General features: G+C 62.0%; 15 protein-coding genes and 1 tRNA gene. 10 read left to right on the plus strand and 6 right to left on the minus strand.

From position 1 onward, the window contains the following. Positions 1-5 precede the first annotated feature (5 nt). The 8 genes from glmM (at position 6) to phoR (ending at position 8,476) form a co-directional block, all read left to right on the plus strand. The gene (gene glmM / locus D769_RS02165; RefSeq protein ID WP_008641656.1) at positions 6-1,349 is read left to right on the plus strand and encodes a phosphoglucosamine mutase; all 1,344 of its coding nucleotides are present in this window, start codon (positions 6-8) and stop codon (positions 1,347-1,349) included. Between the two features lie 303 nt (positions 1,350-1,652). Continuing rightward, positions 1,653-2,684 carry a phosphate ABC transporter substrate-binding protein PstS gene (pstS, locus tag D769_RS02170; protein WP_008641657.1) on the plus strand — a complete coding sequence of 344 codons (1,032 nt, stop codon included), beginning with the start codon at positions 1,653-1,655 and terminating at the stop codon, positions 2,682-2,684. 113 nt (positions 2,685-2,797) lie between these two features. Beyond that, positions 2,798-3,763, plus strand: coding sequence for a phosphate ABC transporter permease PstC (gene pstC, locus D769_RS02175; RefSeq protein ID WP_008641658.1), 966 nt, complete (start codon positions 2,798-2,800; stop codon positions 3,761-3,763). Next, complete coding sequence (gene pstA / locus D769_RS02180) at positions 3,760-4,671, plus strand: phosphate ABC transporter permease PstA (protein ID WP_035882303.1); 912 nt, start codon at positions 3,760-3,762, stop codon at positions 4,669-4,671. Before pstC ends, pstA begins: the two co-directional genes overlap by 4 nt. A gap of 21 nt (positions 4,672-4,692) precedes the next feature. Further along, positions 4,693-5,481: a phosphate ABC transporter ATP-binding protein PstB gene (pstB, locus tag D769_RS02185; protein WP_008641660.1), complete on the plus strand. Its 789-nt coding sequence runs from the start codon at positions 4,693-4,695 to the stop codon at positions 5,479-5,481. A 70-nt stretch (positions 5,482-5,551) separates the two neighbouring features. Then, positions 5,552-6,256, plus strand: a complete 705-nt coding sequence (gene phoU, locus D769_RS02190) for a phosphate signaling complex protein PhoU (RefSeq protein WP_008641661.1) — start codon at positions 5,552-5,554, stop codon at positions 6,254-6,256. A 36-nt stretch (positions 6,257-6,292) separates the two neighbouring features. Next, a complete protein-coding gene (phoB, locus tag D769_RS02195; RefSeq protein ID WP_008641662.1) occupies positions 6,293-7,000 on the plus strand; it encodes a phosphate regulon transcriptional regulator PhoB in 708 nt (235 codons plus the stop codon). A gap of 123 nt (positions 7,001-7,123) precedes the next feature. Continuing rightward, positions 7,124-8,476, plus strand: a complete 1,353-nt coding sequence (phoR, locus tag D769_RS02200) for a phosphate regulon sensor histidine kinase PhoR (protein ID WP_008641663.1) — start codon at positions 7,124-7,126, stop codon at positions 8,474-8,476. 89 nt (positions 8,477-8,565) lie between these two features. On the opposite strand, the gene ppk1 is transcribed toward phoR, so the two are convergent. Next, positions 8,566-10,686, minus strand: a complete 2,121-nt coding sequence (gene ppk1 / locus D769_RS02205; RefSeq protein WP_080709698.1) for a polyphosphate kinase 1 — start codon at positions 10,684-10,686, stop codon at positions 8,566-8,568. A gap of 110 nt (positions 10,687-10,796) precedes the next feature. Here ppk1 and ppx point away from each other — a divergent pair, with 110 nt between their 5' ends. Then, complete coding sequence (ppx, locus tag D769_RS02210) at positions 10,797-12,329, plus strand: exopolyphosphatase (RefSeq protein WP_008641665.1); 1,533 nt, start codon at positions 10,797-10,799, stop codon at positions 12,327-12,329. Positions 12,330-12,460: 131 nt separating this feature from the next. On the opposite strand, the gene D769_RS02215 is transcribed toward ppx, so the two are convergent. The 5 genes from D769_RS02215 to D769_RS02230 all read right to left on the minus strand — a co-directional run bounded on the left by D769_RS02215 (position 12,461) and on the right by D769_RS02230 (position 15,272). Next, on the minus strand, positions 12,461-13,312 hold the full coding sequence (locus D769_RS02215) for a GNAT family N-acetyltransferase (protein WP_081596761.1): 852 nt from the start codon (positions 13,310-13,312) through the stop codon (positions 12,461-12,463). Between the two features lie 248 nt (positions 13,313-13,560). Next, a complete protein-coding gene (locus D769_RS02220) occupies positions 13,561-14,037 on the minus strand; it encodes a histidine phosphatase family protein (RefSeq protein WP_008641667.1) in 477 nt (158 codons plus the stop codon). Positions 14,038-14,199: 162 nt separating this feature from the next. Beyond that, positions 14,200-14,421 (minus strand): translation initiation factor IF-1, encoded by a 222-nt coding sequence (infA, locus tag D769_RS02225; RefSeq protein ID WP_008641674.1) that lies wholly within the window; start codon positions 14,419-14,421, stop codon positions 14,200-14,202. Between the two features lie 429 nt (positions 14,422-14,850). Then, positions 14,851-15,003 carry a hypothetical protein gene (locus D769_RS32185; protein ID WP_008641675.1) on the minus strand — a complete coding sequence of 51 codons (153 nt, stop codon included), beginning with the start codon at positions 15,001-15,003 and terminating at the stop codon, positions 14,851-14,853. Between the two features lie 192 nt (positions 15,004-15,195). Next, positions 15,196-15,272 (minus strand) — tRNA-Pro (locus D769_RS02230). Positions 15,273-15,717: 445 nt separating this feature from the next. Between D769_RS02230 and D769_RS02235 the strand changes: the two genes are divergently transcribed. After that, complete coding sequence (locus tag D769_RS02235; RefSeq protein ID WP_008641677.1) at positions 15,718-16,974, plus strand: GGDEF domain-containing protein; 1,257 nt, start codon at positions 15,718-15,720, stop codon at positions 16,972-16,974. The last annotated feature ends 57 nt before the right edge of the window (positions 16,975-17,031 follow it).

Genomic DNA, 17,031 nt, shown 5'->3' on the forward strand with positions numbered 1-17,031 from the left:
GAAATATGACACGCAAGTATTTCGGGACAGACGGCGTGCGGGGTCGGGTCGGCGACGCGCCGATCACGCCAGATTTTGTGATGCGACTTGGCCATGCGGCCGGCAAGGTGCTGGCGCTGGGGCAGAAGAGTTCGCAGGGCAAGCCCACCGTCCTGATTGGCAAGGACACGCGGATCTCTGGATATATGCTGGAAGCGGCACTCGAGGCCGGCTTTACAGCCGCAGGCGTCAATGTGCTGCTGACTGGTCCGTTGCCCACGCCGGGCATTGCCTATCTCACGCGAACGCTCCGGTTGGCGGCGGGAGTGGTGATTTCCGCAAGCCACAACCCGTACTACGACAACGGTATCAAGTTCTTTTCGGCGTCGGGTGACAAGCTGCCCGATGACGTGGAATCGCGGATCGAGGCCATGGTTGAAGAGCCAATGACCTGCGTGCACTCGGATGAACTCGGCCGCGCCCGCCGGATCGACGACGCTGCAGGTCGTTACATCGAGTTTTGCAAGAGCACATTCCCGTACGAACACGACCTGCATGGTCTGAAGATCGTAGTCGATTGCGCTAATGGTGCCGCTTATCACATCGCACCGCATGTGTTCCACGAGTTGGGCGCCGAGGTGATTTCGATCGGCAACCAGCCCAATGGCCGCAACATCAACGCCGGGTATGGCGCCACCGCGCCCGAGAAGCTGATCGAAGCAGTCAAGGCTAACGGCGCGGATCTCGGCCTGGCATTCGACGGCGACGCCGACCGCCTGCAGGTGGTGGACGCCGATGGCCGGTTGTACAACGGCGATGAGTTGCTCTATCTGATTGTGCGCGATCGTCAGGCGTCCGGCCAGCGGGTAGAAGGTGCGGTCGGCACGCTGATGACGAACATGGCAGTCGAACTGGCGCTCAAGCGCATTGGCGTGTCGTTCGTCCGCGCCAAGGTTGGCGACCGTTACGTGCTCGAGGAACTCAATCGACGCCACTGGCAGCTCGGCGGCGAGGGATCCGGGCATCTGCTGTGCCTGGACAGGCATACCACGGGCGATGGCATCGTGTCCGCGCTGCAGGTGCTGGCCGCGCTACGCCGCAGTGGCAAGACCCTTCCGCAACTGCTGGATGGCGTGAGTCTGTTCCCGCAGACGCTCATCAACGTGCGCGTCGAGAAGGGCTTTGACTGGCAGAACCACGCTGGACTCAAGGCTGTCCGGGAGCGTGTGGAGCCCGAACTGGAAGGCCGGGGTCGGGTACTGATCCGCGCCTCGGGAACGGAGCCCGTGGTCCGTGTGATGGTGGAGGCCGAACAGGTGGAAACCGCTGAGCGCGCCGCGCAGGAGCTTGCCGCCGCATTGCGTGCCTGAGCGTTCCTCTGGGCAGTTCAACGCTGTCAAAAGGCCACGGCATTGTGTCGTGGCCTTTTCTTTTTCGCAAATAAGGCAATTAACCGCCGTCACTTACCGCCATCCATAGATGAAATACTATCAATAATTGGGTGGCGATTGAGGCGCAAATGTATGCTGGCACATTGACAAGCCCTTGAATATCGGGGCCTCCAGGTGGCGTTTGAAGAAGATTTGGCGATGTCATGGAACTGTCATATGGAGAGCATACAGTTCGCCTTGTCAAAAATTTGTCATTCCCAACCCATGTTCTCTGGAGGACATATGAAGCTGGTCAAGACTGCCGTAGCAGGCATCGTGTCGATTGTGGTGGCGGGTACTGCGTTCGCGGCGGAAATTACCGGTGCTGGCGCTTCTTTCCCGGCGCCTGTGTATTCCAAGTGGGCTGATGCCTACCAAAAAGCAACGGGCAACAAGGTCAACTATCAATCTATCGGTTCGTCGGGTGGTATCAAGCAGATCGGCGCCAAGACCGTTGACTTCGGCGCTTCGGACGCTCCGCTGAAGGACGACGAACTGGCAAAGGGCAACCTGATCCAGTTCCCGACCGTGATCGGTGGCGTAGTGCCGGTGATCAACCTGCAAGGCGTGAAGCCGGGCGAGCTGATCATCACGGGTGACGTGCTGGCCAACATCTACCTCGGCAAGATCAAGAAGTGGGACGATCCCGCGATCAAGGCCCTGAACCCGAAGGCCCACCTGCCGAGCCAGGACATCCTGCCGGTGCGTCGTGCCGACGGCTCGGGTACGACGTTCATCTTCACGAACTACCTCTCGAAGGTCAGCCCTGACTGGAAGAACTCGGTGGGCGAAGGCACCACGGTGAACTGGCCGGGCGGTGGCACGGGCGGCAAGGGTAACGAAGGCGTGGCCGCCTTCGTGCAGCGTCTGAATGGCGCCATCGGCTACGTCGAGTATGCCTATGCCAAGCAGAACAAGATGACGTACCTGACGATGAAGAACTCGGCAGGCGAGATCGTCAAGCCTAGCGACGAAGCCTTCAAGGCGGCCGCTGCCGGCGCTGACTGGAGCAAGTCGTTCTACCAGATCCTTACGAACGAGCCGGGCAAGACGGCATGGCCGATCGCTGGCGCCACCTTCATCCTGCTGCACAAGACGCAGGAAAAGGCGGCACAGGGCCAGGAAGTCATGAAGTTCTTCGACTGGGCCTACAAGAGCGGTGGCACGATGGCTGCTGAACTGGATTACGTACCGCTGCCGGAATCGGTCGTGAACCAGATTCGCTCGACCTGGAAGAACAGCGTCAAGGACGGTTCGGGTAAGGCACTGTACTAATCCCGAAGTCTGTCCGGTCACGTAGTCCGGGGTCGTGCCTCGGCGTTGCGTGACGGGTGCCGCGGCGGCTGAAAAGCCGCCGCGGCTCCGATTCACCCATCGATCTTTTCATCATGGCGACCTCGTCCGATCTTCCCGTCGTCCGGCCTCCCAGCCGTCTTGGCGACATCCTGTTCGGCGGCCTGACCCGCGGCGCCGCCATTGTGACGCTGTTGCTGCTCGGCGGCATCATCGTGTCTCTGGCCATCAGCGCCTGGCCCTCGATCAGCAAGTTCGGCATTTCGTTCCTCTGGAACTCGGAATGGGATCCACCCGCCGACGTCTACGGCGCGCTTGTTCCCATCTACGGCACGATCGTCACCTCGCTGATCGCGCTCATCATCGCCGTGCCGGTCAGCTTCGGCATCGCACTGTTTCTTACCGAGCTGTCGCCCGCCTGGTTGCGCCGGCCGCTCGGCACCGCCATCGAGCTGCTCGCCGCAGTGCCGTCGATCGTCTACGGCATGTGGGGTCTGCTCGTGTTCTCTCCGATCTTCGGCGAGTACTTCCAGAAGCCGCTGGCCAACACCATCGGTCAGGTACCCGTGATCGGCAAGCTGTTCCAGGGCGCTCCGCTCGGCATCGGTCTGCTCTGCGCGGGTGTGATTCTGGCGATCATGATCATCCCGTACATCGCCTCGGTGATGCGCGACGTGTTCGAAGTCACCCCGGTGCTGCTGAAGGAATCGGCCTACGGCATTGGCTGCACTACCTGGGAAGTGATGTGGCGCGTGGTGCTGCCCTTTACGCGTGCCGGCGTCATCGGTGGCGTCATGCTTGGCCTGGGCCGCGCGCTGGGCGAAACGATGGCGGTCACGTTCGTGATCGGCAACACCAATATCCTCGACAACGTGTCGCTGTTTTCGCCGGGCAACAGCATTACCTCGGCGCTGGCGAATGAGTTCGCCGAAGCCGGCGCTGGCCTGCATACCGCCGCGCTGATGGAACTGGGCCTGATCCTGTTCTTCATTACGTTCGTGGTGCTGGCGCTGTCCAAGCTCCTGCTGCTGCGTCTGGCCAAGAATGAGGGTGGAAAATGAACCAAGCCAGTCAAGCCAGTCAAGCCGTGTCAAGTTCGTCCATCCCCGCCGTACGTCCTGACTCGGACGCTGTACGTGCGCGCCTGCAGGGCTCGCGCCGCCGCATGAACATGTACGCGCTGACCGCGTCGCTGGCCGCGATGGGTTTCGGCCTGTTCTGGCTGGCATGGATTCTCTGGACCACCATCTCGCTGGGCGTCGGCGGCCTGTCGCTCGACCTGTTCACGCAGATGACGCCGGCCCCGAACACCGCCGGCGGTGGTTTGGCCAACGCCATCTTCGGCAGCTTCGTGCTGGTGGGCATGGCCACGCTGATCGGCACGCCGCTGGGTATCCTGGCCGGCATCTACCTGTCCGAATATGGCAAGAAATCGCCGCTGGCCAGTTTGATCCGTTTCATCAACGACATCCTGCTGTCGGCCCCGTCGATCGTGATCGGTCTGTTCGTCTATGCCATCGTGGTGACCCGCATGGGCCATTTCTCGGGCTGGGCCGGTGTCTGCGCGCTGGCACTGCTGCAGGTGCCGATCGTGGTCCGTACCACCGAGAACATGCTGAACCTGGTGCCGAACGCATTGCGTGAAGCTGCCGTTGCGCTTGGCACGCCCAAGTGGAAGATGGTGATGTCGATCACGATCAAGTCGTCGTACGCGGGCATCGTGACCGGCGTACTGCTGGCCGTGGCCCGTATCGCCGGCGAAACCGCGCCGCTGCTGTTCACCGCGCTGTCCAACCAGTTCTGGAGCGCCGACCTGAACAAGCCGATGGCCAACCTGCCGGTGACGATCTTCCGCTTTGCCATGAGCCCGTTCACCGAATGGCAGCAACTGGCGTGGGCCGGCGTGTTCCTGATTACGATTGGTGTGCTTGCGCTGAACATCATCGCGCGCATGCTCTTCAAGAAGTAACAATTCAAGCGAGACATCAGCATGACCTCTACCGTCATCGATATTCCCGATACCGTGCGCGCCAAGATCGACGTTCGGAACCTGAACTTCTACTACAACCAGTTCCACGCGCTCAAGAACATCAACATGTCGATCCCGGATCGGAAGGTGACCGCCTTCATCGGTCCGTCCGGTTGCGGCAAGTCGACGCTGCTGCGTACGTTCAACAAGATGTACGCGCTGTACCCCGAGCAACGCGCCGAGGGCGAGATCAGCATGGATGGCGAGAACCTGCTGACGAGCAAGCAGGACATCTCCCTGCTGCGCGCCAAGGTCGGCATGGTGTTCCAGAAGCCGACGCCGTTCCCGATGTCGATCTACGACAATATCGCCTTTGGCGTGCGCTTATTCGAGAAGTTATCGCGCTCGGAGATGGATGACCGCGTCGAGTGGGCGCTCTCCAAGGCGGCGCTCTGGAACGAGGCCAAGGACAAGCTGCACCAGTCCGGATATGGCCTTTCCGGTGGCCAGCAGCAACGTCTGTGCATTGCGCGTGGTATTGCGATCCGCCCGGAAGTGCTGCTGCTGGACGAGCCGTGCTCGGCGCTGGACCCGATTTCGACGGGCCGCATTGAAGAACTGATCGCCGAGCTCAAGGACGAGTACACGGTCGTGATCGTGACGCACAACATGCAGCAGGCTGCACGCTGCTCGGACTACACCGCCTACATGTACCTGGGCGAGCTGATCGAGTTCGGCGAGACCGAGAAGATCTTCATCAAGCCGCATCGCAAGGAAACCGAAGACTACATAACCGGCCGCTTCGGTTGATCGAAGCCGGACTGAATTGCAGGACTCGAGCATCCACGCTTAGCATACGATTAGCGGCCAGGAGAACACCATGACTGACAAGCACCTGTCGACCCAGTTCGACGCAGACCTTAACGCGATCAACACCAAATTGCTGCAGATGGGTGGTCTGGTCGAGTCCCAGATCGAGCTCGCCATGCGCGCGCTGGCGGACTTCGACGGCGATCTCGCTGATCAGGTCATCACCCGCGAGCAGCAGCTCAACGCGCTTGAAGTCGAGATCGATGCCGATTGCGGCAACATCATCGCGCGCCGCCAGCCCACCGCGCGTGACCTGCGTCTGGTGATGGCGATCTCGAAGACGATCACCAATCTCGAGCGCGCCGGTGACGAGGCCGAGAAGATCGCCAAGCGGACCAAGCACATCATGGAAGATGCCGCGGCCCACACGATCAACTACGCCGAGGTGAAGCTGTCCGGCGAGATGGCCATCACGCTGCTGCGCCAGGCACTGGATGCCTTCGCGCGGCTGGATACCGTGGCCGCCGCGCGCATCGTGAAGGACGACAAGGCCATCGACGAGGAATTCCGGGCCTTCGTGCGCAAGTTGATTACCTACATGATGGAAGACCCGCGCACGATCTCGGTGGCGCTGGACTTCCTGTTCATCGCCAAGGCCGTCGAGCGTATCGGCGATCACGCGAAGAATATTGCAGAATTCATCATCTACATCGTAAAGGGCACGGACGTTCGTCATGCCTCGCGCGAGGACATGGAGCGCGAAGCGCTAAGCTGATAACGCGCCTGGACTGAGTTTGCGGAGAACAATTACATGCCAAGCAGTATTCTCGTTGTCGAAGACGAACCGGCAATCGCCGAGTTGATTGCCGTCAATCTGCAGCACGCCGGGCACTATCCCATCCGCGCATACAACGCCGAGCAGGCGCTGTCGCTGATGAGTGACGTGCTGCCGGATCTCGTGCTGCTGGACTGGATGCTCCCGGGCAAATCGGGTGCCACCTTCGCCAAGGAGCTGCGCAACAACGATCGCACCAAGCAGATCCCGATCATCATGCTCACCGCGCGCAGCGAGGAGCAGGACAAGGTGATGGGCCTCGAAGCTGGTGCGGACGACTATGTGACCAAGCCGTTCTCGCCGAAGGAACTGCTGGCCCGCATCAAGGCGGTGTTGCGCCGACGCGCGCCGCAGCTGACCGACGACGTGGTGGCGATCAACGGCCTGCGTCTTGACCCGGCCACGCACCGCGTTACCGGTCAGGATGACGGTGGTCCGATCAAGCTGGATCTGGGGCCGACAGAGTTTCGTTTGCTGCACTTTCTGATGACGCATCCGGAGCGTGTGCATAGTCGCTCACAGTTGCTGGATCAGGTTTGGGGCGACCACGTTTTTGTGGAAGAACGGACCGTGGACGTACACATCAAGCGCCTGCGCGCCGCGCTGACCCCGGGTGGATACAGCAACATGATCGAAACCGTGCGTGGCAGCGGCTATCGCCTGGCGCGATCGCCAAGCCACTGAGCGTAACCGGCCGGCGGCGGTGCGGCGAGGGCCCCGTCCGGTCGAAAAGGACCATGCAGGCCACGGCTGTTTCGTGGCAAACTCCGTCGCAATGCGACCGCCGCTCGAACTTCCTACCCTCGCATGAATGTCATCTGGGCCCGTTCCGTGGCCATTCTCGTCAGCCTGACGGTCATCGCCGCCGGACTGTACGTCTTTGCCGGCCCTGTCTCCGGTCTGCTGTTCCTCTGCATTTCGCTGTTTCTGCTGCTCGGCTACTACCTGTTCCAGATCAACCGGCTCTGGAAGGTGCTGGACGCGCCCGCATACGGCGAGATCCCCAGCGCGCTGGGTCTGTGGGGCGAGGTCTACTATCGCCTGCACCGTCTGGTGAAGCGCTGGCGCACCCAGGTGTTGCAGGTGGAGCAGCAGCACACCCGCTTTATCCAGGCCATCCAGGCATCGCCCTATGGCGTGCTGATGCTCGACGACGCCGACCAGATCGAATGGTGCAACGACGTGGCCGAGCAGCATTTCGGCCTCAACGCGAAGCGCGATGTGCGTCAGCGCATCACGCACCTGATTCGGCGCCCGGAGTTCGTGCACTACCTGACGCGCGAACGCTATGACGAGCCCCTGATCATGCGTGATATGGGCGAGCACAAGCGCAGCAGCACCTCGGTACAGATTCTTCCCTACGGCGAGAATCGCAAGCTCGTGCTGACGCAGGACATCACCAAGGTCGAGAACACCGAGGCGATGCGCCGGGACTTCGTCGCCAACGTCTCGCACGAGTTGAAGACGCCGCTGACCGTGCTGACCGGGTTTCTCGAGACCGTTCGCGACCTGCCGGTGTCGGAGGAAGATCGCAAGCGCTACATCGATATGATGCTGGTGCAGTCGATGCGGATGCAGCATATCGTCGAGGATCTCCTGGCGCTGGCCAAGCTGGAATCGGATGTCCAGCCTCCGACACTTGATCCGGTGGACGTCGGTGGGCTTGCCGCTCACCTCGTACATGACGCCGAGGCGCTGTCCCAGGGGCGCCACGACATCCACACGGAGATCGATACCGCCGTGGTGCTGCGCGGCTCGGAGGGCGAACTGCTGTCGGCGCTTGGCAATCTGGTGTCGAACGCGGTGCGCTATACGCCGGACGGCGGGCGCATTGCCATCCGTATGACGTACACGGACGGGCATTCGGTGTTCTCGGTGAGCGATACCGGGCTTGGGATTGCGCCCGAGCATATCCCGCGCCTGACCGAGCGCTTCTATCGCGTCGACCGCAGCCGCTCACGGGATACCGGCGGCACGGGGCTGGGCCTGGCGATCGTCAAGCACGTCCTGTCGCGTCACCACGCGGATCTGCGAGTGACCAGCGAAGTGGGGCGGGGTAGCACGTTCCGCATCGTGTTCCCGGTGGATCGCAGCGGGTATGAGCCTGAGTCGGCGCAGCCGATGCCGCAACTGGGCGATGCCCCGCGCCACGCGGCCTGACGTCAACGGCACGCTGCTTCAGGCGAATCCGATACAAAAAGGGCCGCTTCCTTTCGGGAAGCGGCCCTTTCGCTTGCAAGGTGCGCCGTTCAGGTGCCGAACCTCTCCAGTAGCTCCACCTGGCTTACGCGCTGTTCCTTGGCGCGCGATGGCTTGCGCACATACTCGCCGTCCGATTGCATGATCCACGCCGAGGCGTTGTCGCGCAGATGCACCTGCAGACCTTCCTTGATCACGCGTGCCTTGAGCGTGCGATCCAGTACCGGGAAAGCTACCTCCACGCGGCGGAACAGGTTGCGGTCCATCCAGTCAGCGCTCGACAGATACAGCACGTCATCGCCACCGGCATGGAAGTAGTAGACACGATGGTGCTCGAGGAAGCGGCCGACGATCGAACGTACCGAAATGTTCTCGGACATCCCCGGCACTCCTGGGCGAAGCGCGCAAACGCCCCGCACGATCAGATCGATCTTCACGCCGGAACGCGATGCCTTGTACAGCTCTTCGATGATCGTCGGCTCCAGCAGCGCGTTCATCTTCGCGATGATGCGCGCCCGCTTGCCCGCGCGTGCGTTGCGGGCCTCGGCACGGATGTGCTCGACGAGGTTGCTGTGCATCGTGAACGGCGACTGCCACAGGTGATTCAGGCGGATCGTGCCGGCGGTGCCCGTCAGAAGCTGGAACACGTGATGCGCGTCCTCGCAGATCTTTTCGTCGGCCGTCAGCAGCCCGAAGTCGGTGTACAGCCGGGCCGTGCGCGGATGATAGTTGCCCGTGCCAAGGTGGACGTAGCGGCGCAGCATGAAGTGCTTCGCCTTGGGCGTGGCCGGCTCGCGGCGCACGATCAGGAGCATCTTGGCATGGCATTTGTGGCCGACCACGCCATACACGACGTGGGCGCCAACCGATTCCAGCCGTTCGGCCCAGTTGATGTTGGTTTCTTCGTCAAACCGCGCAAGCAGTTCCACCACTACCGTCACTTCCTTGCCGTTGCGCGCCGCGGTCATGAGCGCTTCCATCACCGCAGATTCGTTCCCGGTGCGGTAGACAGTCTGCTTGATTGCCACCACGTTCGGGTCGTTGGCGGCAAGCTGCAGCAGGTCGAGCACAGATGAGAAGCTTTCGTACGGGTGATGCAGCAGCACATCGCGCTGACGGATCACGTCGAACATGTTGGAACCCGCCGGAAACGCCTTGACAGCTGCCGGCACATGGGGCGTGTACTTGAGGGTAGGGCGGTCCACCATGTCGGGAATCTGCATCAACCGCGCCAGGTTGACCGGACCGCTCACGCGGTACAGATCCTGTTCGGTCAGGCCGGACTCGAGCAGCAGCCGGCGCGTCAGCGCGGGCGGCGTGTCAGACGACACTTCGAGGCGGACCATATCACCGAAGTGACGTGTCGGCAGTTCGCCCTGGAGTGCTTCACGGAGATCGGTAATGTCGTCTTCGGACACGAACAGGTCCGAATTGCGCGTTACGCGGAACTGATAGCAGCCTTCGACTTCGATTGCGGGGAACAGCTCATGCACGAATGCCTGCATGAACGACGACAGCATCACGAACCCGTACGGATACCCCGAAAGCTGCTCGGGCATGCGCACCACGCGAGGCAGCGCGCGCGGGGCCTGAACGATGGCAAGATCGGCATCGCGTCCGAACGCGTCCTTGCCGGACAGTTCGATCACGAAATTCAGGCTCTTGTTGAGCACGCGCGGGAACGGGTGGGCCGGATCGAGCGCGATCGGCGTGAGCACGGGGCCCAGCTCGCGCACGAAGAAATCGCGCGCCCAGGCGCGCTGCTGCTCGGTCCAGGTGCTGGTCAGGTGGAAGAACACACCTTCCTGCTCCAGCGCGGGGAAAATCACGTTCTGCAGCATGTCATACTGCGAGGCAACCAGTCGCTGGGTGCGCTCGGTGACAAGCTGGTAGGTTTGCAGGAATGAGAGACCGTCGGGCGTGAGGCCCGATGCGTTTTCCCGCATCTGTTCCTTCAGACCCGCCATCCGGATCTCAAAGAATTCGTCCAGGTTGCTGGATACGATACAGATGAACTTCAGCCTTTCCAGCAGGGGAACATTAGGGTCGGCGGCCTGCGCGAGCACGCGCGCATTGAACTCCAGAATGCCCAACTCGCGATTGAGAAGCGTGCCGGGCGGCGTCGTCGACATGTCTATGACCTTATTTTGGCGATGTGGCGACTTTTTCATAGAATCGTGTCATTTTAATGACACTTTGATTTTGTCATGATGCGGACATGGCTACGACATAATCTTACGAGTTTGGCTCACCAGAGCCTAGCTCGCGCTTGACAGACGCAATGACACAGACTCCCCGCTTGCTGGCCGCCGTCGACATGGGCTCCAACAGCTTCCGCCTGATGATTGGGCGGGTGGATGAAACCCCTACGGCTTCCGGCCCCGCCAGTCAGATCTTCCAGGTCGACGCGCTCCGTGAGCCGGTGCGCCTGGCCGCCGGCCTGACCCCTGACAAGTATCTGGACCAGCCGGCCCGCCGCCGTGGCATCGAGGCCTTGCGACGCTTCGGTGACCGCCTGCGTGACTTCTCTCCCGACCAGGTACGCGCCGTGGCGACAAATACGCTGCGTGTGGCCAAGAATGCCTCCGAATTCCTGATCGAGGCCGAGGCGGCGCTTGGGTTCCCGATCGAAGTCATTGCCGGTCGGGAAGAGGCGCGACTGATCTACCTGGGCGCCTCGCACGACGCGCCCGCCTGCCAGGGCAACCGACTCGTCGTCGATATCGGCGGCGGCTCCACCGAGTTCATCATCGGTAGCGGCTACCAGTCGAAGTTGATGGAAAGCCTCTACATCGGTTGCGTGTCTCACAGCCGCCAGTTCTTTCCAAGCGGCAACGTCGATGAATACGCGATGAAGCAGGCCGAGCTTGCCGCGCGTCGCGAGATCCAGGTGCTGGTCCGCCAGTATCGGGCTGCAGGCTGGCAGCAGGCGGTGGGCTCGTCGGGCACGGCGAGGGCGTTGGCCGAGCTGATCGAGCTGAACGGCATGAATGACAGTGCTTCCGAGCATGGCATCACGCGTGACGGTCTGGAGCGGCTGAAGCGCGCGCTGATCAAGGCCGAGAACGCCAACCGCGTGAAGCTCGCCGGCCTCAAGGCAGACCGTATTCCCGTGCTGCCGGGTGGTTTGTCGATCATGCTTGGCGTGTTCGCGGAACTCGATCTCGATCGCATGGACGTGACTGATGGCGCGTTGCGGCTCGGTGTGTTGTACGACCTGCTCGGCCGCAGTCATCACGAGGACATGCGCACGGTCACCGTGGATCAGTTCATGCGCCGCTACGGCGTTGATCGCGCGCAGGCCGGCCGGGTAGGGCTGGCTGCGCGCGACCTGCTTTCGCAGTTTCCTGATCCGCCCAACGAGCGTCGCTCCGATAACCTGGCACTGCTGGGCTGGGCCGCAAGCCTGCATGAGATCGGCATGACGATTTCGCACAGCGGCTATCACAAGCACTCGGCCTACATCGCGACGCATGCTGATATGCCCGGGTTCTCGAAGACCGATCAGGCGCGTCTTGCCACGCTGCTGCTAGGACACGCGAGCAAGCTCAGCAAGCTCTCGGGCAGCGGAAAGTTTCTCGACTGGCGCATGCTGTTCAGTCTTCGACTCGCTTTCGTGTTGTGCCGTCGGCGTGCCGATGTGAAGCTGCCCGAGATTCAGGTTGGCCAGCGCTCCGACGAACTCGACGAAGGGTTTGAAGTGCGGTTGCCGAAGTCGTGGATCGACATGAATCCGCTCGTCGAATACAGCCTGGCGCAGGAGGCCGATGAGTGGGAGCGCATCGGCAAGCGGTACAAGGTGGTCTACGTCTGAGGTAGGTCTTAGGCGTGTCTGAGCGAAGCTATCGCGGGTCTCAGATTGACGTGGCCTGCGATGCAAAACGGCGACTCCTGGGAGTCGCCGTTTTGTTTGCGAGGTCAGAGGATCTGCCGATCCGACCGGGATCAGTCGCGATTCAGGCCCAGGAAATGGCGTGCATAACGCGGATTCATGTCGCGTACGCGCAACAGCGTCAGGAAATCCGCCACGTTGAAATCGGGATCCCAGGCGGGCAGGCCGCAGATCTTCGCGCCCAGGCGCAGATAACCCTTGATCAGCGCCGGCGGTTCGACGTCCAGCGTCTGGTTCAGGTCTTCGACCGGCAGCGGTACCCGCGGGAAGGCGTGGTACTCGATCGGCGCCAGCGATTTTTCCGCGAACAGGCGATAGAGACTGGCAGCGTAGTGGCCGCCATCGCTCATCGGCACGCTGGCGCAGCCCAGCATGGTTTCGAGGTTGTAGCGTTGCAGGTACTCGCCGAGCCCACCCCACAGCGCCATGATGACGCTGCCCGAGCGATAGTCGCGATGCACGCAGGAGCGGCCCAGTTCAAGCATCTTGGGGCGCAGGTGCGAGAGGCGAACCAGATCGAACTCCGATTCGGCATACAGGCAGCCGATGCGCTTGGCCTGATGCGGGGGCAGCACGCGATAGGTGCCCACCACCCTCAGCGTCTCCTGATCACGAACGATCAGGTGGTCGCAATAGGCGTCGAACATGTCGACATCGGTTTCAGTGGCCGACGATTGCAGTCGCGCGCCCATTTCCTCGGCAAAGACCTTGTAGCGCAGGCGCTGGGCCTCGGCTACTTCGTCCTGGTGACGCGCCCACGCCACGCTGAAAGCAGGCGTTGCAACTTGTGTTTCGGCTTGGCGTTGTGTTGGCTGACGAGGAAGACGCCTCCGCGCCGACTGGCCGGTCAGGCCAGTGGGCAAGGAGTCGAAGAGCGGCTGGGTAGGCGTCGGAAGGTCTCGCATCAGGTGTGTCCTTTCGGTGACGAAACGGCTTTGAAACAATGTAGAGATGCCGGGTGACAGCGCCGTGAATTGATGGTGACGCTTCAGTGACGGCCACGCGCCTGCGTGCGCGGTACATTGATTGCTAAGGCTGCAACCTTAGATAGGGAGCCGTTTCGCGGCTATCGCCGATATCCGAAATGTGAACGTCCAGATGGAAGACGTGCCAGGCAACTGTTCAGTTGCGGGTGTCGGAATTGGAGGTGGTGCTAGAGAAGTTCGGGCGGGATCACCGCGCGCAACACGACCTGCGCTTCGCTTTCGCGGGTGCGGGCAGTCAGCCACCAGATGCCGCTCTTCTTGACGCTCCAGTTGATCTCCTGCCCGGCCAGCAGCAAGCTGGCGAGTTGGCCGATCCAGGGCTGGTGTCCCACGACGACGGTGTATTCGTGCCCTTGCGGCCAATCGATCGCCGCAAGCACGGCGCCGACATCTGCTCCTGGGGCGAGTTCATCGAGGATCTCGGCCTTGCCCGTCAGTGCGGCCGCCGTTTCCCGGGTACGCAGCGCGGGACTGCAGACAACCCGATAGTCGGCCGGCAGACGGGCGCGCAGCCACGCGGCCGATGATTCGGCCTGCTTGCGTCCGCGGCGGGTCAGTGGTCGCTGAAGGTCGGCCGAGCGCGAGATGCTCAGAACGTCGGGCAGGTCTTCCGCCTCGGCGTGGCGCCACAGAATCAGGTTCATGTTCGGGGCAGGGGCTTCGTACGAGCCTTGAGTATGGTGAAACGGGCTGCCGCCATCAAGGCGGCGGTCGCCGCAAACAAAAACGGGCTATCCGGCGGGATTGCCCCCGGATAGCCCGTCAGTGTCCGTAGCGGCTGTGTCAGCCGCGTGACAGGATCGAACTCAGGATTTGTGGCGGAAATTGATACGGCCCTTGGTCAGGTCGTAGGGCGACATTTCCAGGGTCACGCGGTCGCCTGCCAGGATACGAATGCGGTGCTTCTGCATCTTGCCGGAGGCGTATGCCCAGATTTCCACGCCGTTTTCCAGCGTGACGCGATAACGGTTATCGGGCAGGGCTTCCGACACCACGCCGCCAAATTCAATGAGTTCTTCCTTAGCCAATCTGTTTTCCTTTGCGGCAGCACCCTAGGCTGCATGAGTTAAAGGGATCGAGGGGACCCTGAGGACGTTCACCCGCGGGCGTGCCACAACGGCGCGACCGTGTGCGTCACGGGGAAAGGCGGGCAATGTGTTTCCGGGTCTGACCGGTCCCAACTCCCCCGATATGGGGTGTGGGGGCCAAATGTTCCAGTGCGCCTGGCGGCGCCGACCCGGTTACAGGGCATGCTCAGATACCCCAAACTGACGCGGGATTATAGCACGATCGCAGGCGCAGCATCGGACGCGGAGGATCGTACGTCGTCAGCTACCTGGGACCGTGTTGCGGCGCGACATCGGCGCATCAAATGGCCGAGGCGCGACAAGCAGCTGATTGTGCAGTGCAAGTTTCATTTTGAGTCGCTGTCATTGCGCCTTCTGACGCGTAACGTGCTACGGTTTCCGGACCAGCCAGCGCGCCAGCACGACTGCGGCAGCGAAGCCGACCATGATGATGGCCTCCTCGTATTGCGGCAATTGCCGGGCCAGCAGGCCGACGAGAGTAACGCAGATCAGTACGGAGACGATGGCCTTTACGTAACGCATGATGCACTTTATAGGGTTGGTTTCTGCGTATGGTACTGCGCGGGCAGGACCGGTGCAGCGGCCTCCGTACGGTGTTGCGCGTGCTCCGGCACGACATCAACGATATGGGGAGGCGTACGACAGGCAAGAAAAAACGGCCTACGCCGTGAGGCGTAAGCCGTTCAATCTTCTACCTAAAACTGCCTGCAAATATGGTCGGAGCGATAGGATTCGAACCTACGACCCTCTGATCCCAAATCAGATGCGCTACCAGGCTGCGCTACGCTCCGAAGCCGGCGATTCTATCGCGGTGTTGCCAGCGAGGTCAATTGTGCCGTGAAAGATATTCTATTCGGCATGTCGTCGGTTGCCCGATGTGCCGGTTGATTCTCTGGCCACGCACCCTGCTTCAGGCGGGTTCGGTTTTGGCTTGACTTGGTGCGGCGCGCTGACATAATCCGCACACCGTAACGGTCCGACCTGGCGCTTCGCGCCTGGCATTGCAGTATTCACACGGACCTGGTCCCGACTATCACAACTATGGCGAGACAGCCCCGCGAGCGATGCGATTGGGCTGGGGCACGCCTGAGCCATGCCCGGCCCGGCACGCTGTGCCACGGCGCCCGGGCAGCCGGACCTGCGGAAAACAAAATATGACGGCTTGTCGCGGGCCGGAATCAGAAGGTGCGCCATTGCCGTGCGGAGCATGGCGACACCTTTGGAACGGGAATTGAGATGTTTCAGTCGCAGGTGGTAGTGCTGATCGCAGGCTTGATAGCGCTGCAGATGGCGATCGTCTGTGCCGTGCTGCGGCGCTCTGCGGGTATGGAGCGTAGCGGGCTCACATCGTGGGCGCTCGGCGATCTGTTGGTGACCCTGGCCGTGGTCCTTCAGGCCGCGCACGCATACCGGCCAGACTGGCCGCTGGTGGCGCTCCCCGAGTTCGCCCTTACCGCGGGTCTGTCGATGATGGTCTACGGCACGCGGCATTTCGCGGGCAAGCGTGGTCGTGGCGTGGTGCTTGGTGTGCTGAACCTCCCCGGGCTGGCTGCGCTGACGGTTTATGCGGCCGGTGGGCTTGTCGAAATGGGCCTGGGGCATGTGCCGGCCGGCACACTCGCCTGGCTCGAGCTTGCCACGACGTCGATCCAGACCCTGCTGCTACTGGAAATTGCCCGGATCACGGTTGCCCTGGTGCCGCACAAGCGCGGCACGGGTCGGCTGGCAGCACTCTCGTTATCCGTCCTGTCCCTTGGTTGCGCGGTACTGGCTGGTGCGGAGGCATGGCCGATGTTCGTCGCGCTCATGGACGGCCATACGCAGCCGATGGTTGATCGTCACGAAAGCATGACCGTCTGGTTCGTGTTCGGCGTGATGGGGCTGGCCGTCAGCTTCGCGCTGATGGCCCATGACCGCTTGCGCCAGATCATCGAACGTCGTGCGCGGCACGACGATCTAACCGATGTGCTATCTCGTGGCGCATTCTGGGAAGAACTCGAACTTGCCTGCAAACAGGCGGAGCGCTCGCGCAAGCCACTTACCGTGGCGTTCATGGACCTGGACCACTTCAAGGCCATCAACGATCTCTATGGACACCTGGCTGGAGACAGCGTGCTGCGCCATTTCGCGGGACTGCTGCGCAAGGTGGCGGCGCCCGGCTCAGTGATTGGCCGTCTCGGCGGCGAGGAGTTCGCGATCGTGATGCCTGCCACCGGACTGGAGACGGGCCGCGCCATCAGCGTCCGGCTCAGCGCGCTGGTGCGGGCGACACCATGTCCATCCGAGCCAGACCCGATCGCCTACACGGTCAGCATCGGGATGGCGGAATGGCAGTTGGGCGAAAACGCCGACGCGGTCATGCGTCGTTCGGATCGCGCGCTCTATGACGCCAAGCAGATGGGGCGGAACTGCGTTTCCTCGCACGATGCGGAGGAGTTCACGGGAATGCCGCGTCGCCCGCGCGTGCGCGAACGCGAACGCGAGCCTTCGTAAAGCAGACGAAGTGTCCTGTGCGCGGCATTCGTGCTGCGGTAGAATGCACGCCTTGCC

The sequence above is a fragment of the Cupriavidus sp. HMR-1 genome, assembly GCF_000319775.1.
GTDB classification, from domain to species: Bacteria; Pseudomonadota; Gammaproteobacteria; order Burkholderiales; family Burkholderiaceae; genus Cupriavidus; species Cupriavidus metallidurans.

Bases quoted from the DNA above. Each gene is read 5' to 3' on its own strand.
- phoU (WP_008641661.1), top strand. From the start codon at position 5,552: ATGACTGACAAGCACCTGTCGACCCAGTTCGACGCAGACCTTAACGCG.
- ppx (WP_008641665.1), top strand. From the start codon at position 10,797: ATGACACAGACTCCCCGCTTGCTGGCCGCCGTCGACATGGGCTCCAAC.
- pstC (WP_008641658.1), top strand. From the start codon at position 2,798: ATGGCGACCTCGTCCGATCTTCCCGTCGTCCGGCCTCCCAGCCGTCTT.
- pstA (WP_035882303.1), top strand. From the start codon at position 3,760: ATGAACCAAGCCAGTCAAGCCAGTCAAGCCGTGTCAAGTTCGTCCATC.
- pstS (WP_008641657.1), top strand. From the start codon at position 1,653: ATGAAGCTGGTCAAGACTGCCGTAGCAGGCATCGTGTCGATTGTGGTG.
- ppk1 (WP_080709698.1), bottom strand. From the start codon at position 10,686: ATGAAAAAGTCGCCACATCGCCAAAATAAGGTCATAGACATGTCGACG.
- D769_RS02215 (WP_081596761.1), bottom strand. From the start codon at position 13,312: ATGCGAGACCTTCCGACGCCTACCCAGCCGCTCTTCGACTCCTTGCCC.
- phoR (WP_008641663.1), top strand. From the start codon at position 7,124: ATGAATGTCATCTGGGCCCGTTCCGTGGCCATTCTCGTCAGCCTGACG.
- phoB (WP_008641662.1), top strand. From the start codon at position 6,293: ATGCCAAGCAGTATTCTCGTTGTCGAAGACGAACCGGCAATCGCCGAG.
- D769_RS02235 (WP_008641677.1), top strand. From the start codon at position 15,718: ATGTTTCAGTCGCAGGTGGTAGTGCTGATCGCAGGCTTGATAGCGCTG.
- D769_RS02220 (WP_008641667.1), bottom strand. From the start codon at position 14,037: ATGAACCTGATTCTGTGGCGCCACGCCGAGGCGGAAGACCTGCCCGAC.
- pstB (WP_008641660.1), top strand. From the start codon at position 4,693: ATGACCTCTACCGTCATCGATATTCCCGATACCGTGCGCGCCAAGATC.
- D769_RS32185 (WP_008641675.1), bottom strand. From the start codon at position 15,003: ATGCGTTACGTAAAGGCCATCGTCTCCGTACTGATCTGCGTTACTCTC.
- glmM (WP_008641656.1), top strand. From the start codon at position 6: ATGACACGCAAGTATTTCGGGACAGACGGCGTGCGGGGTCGGGTCGGC.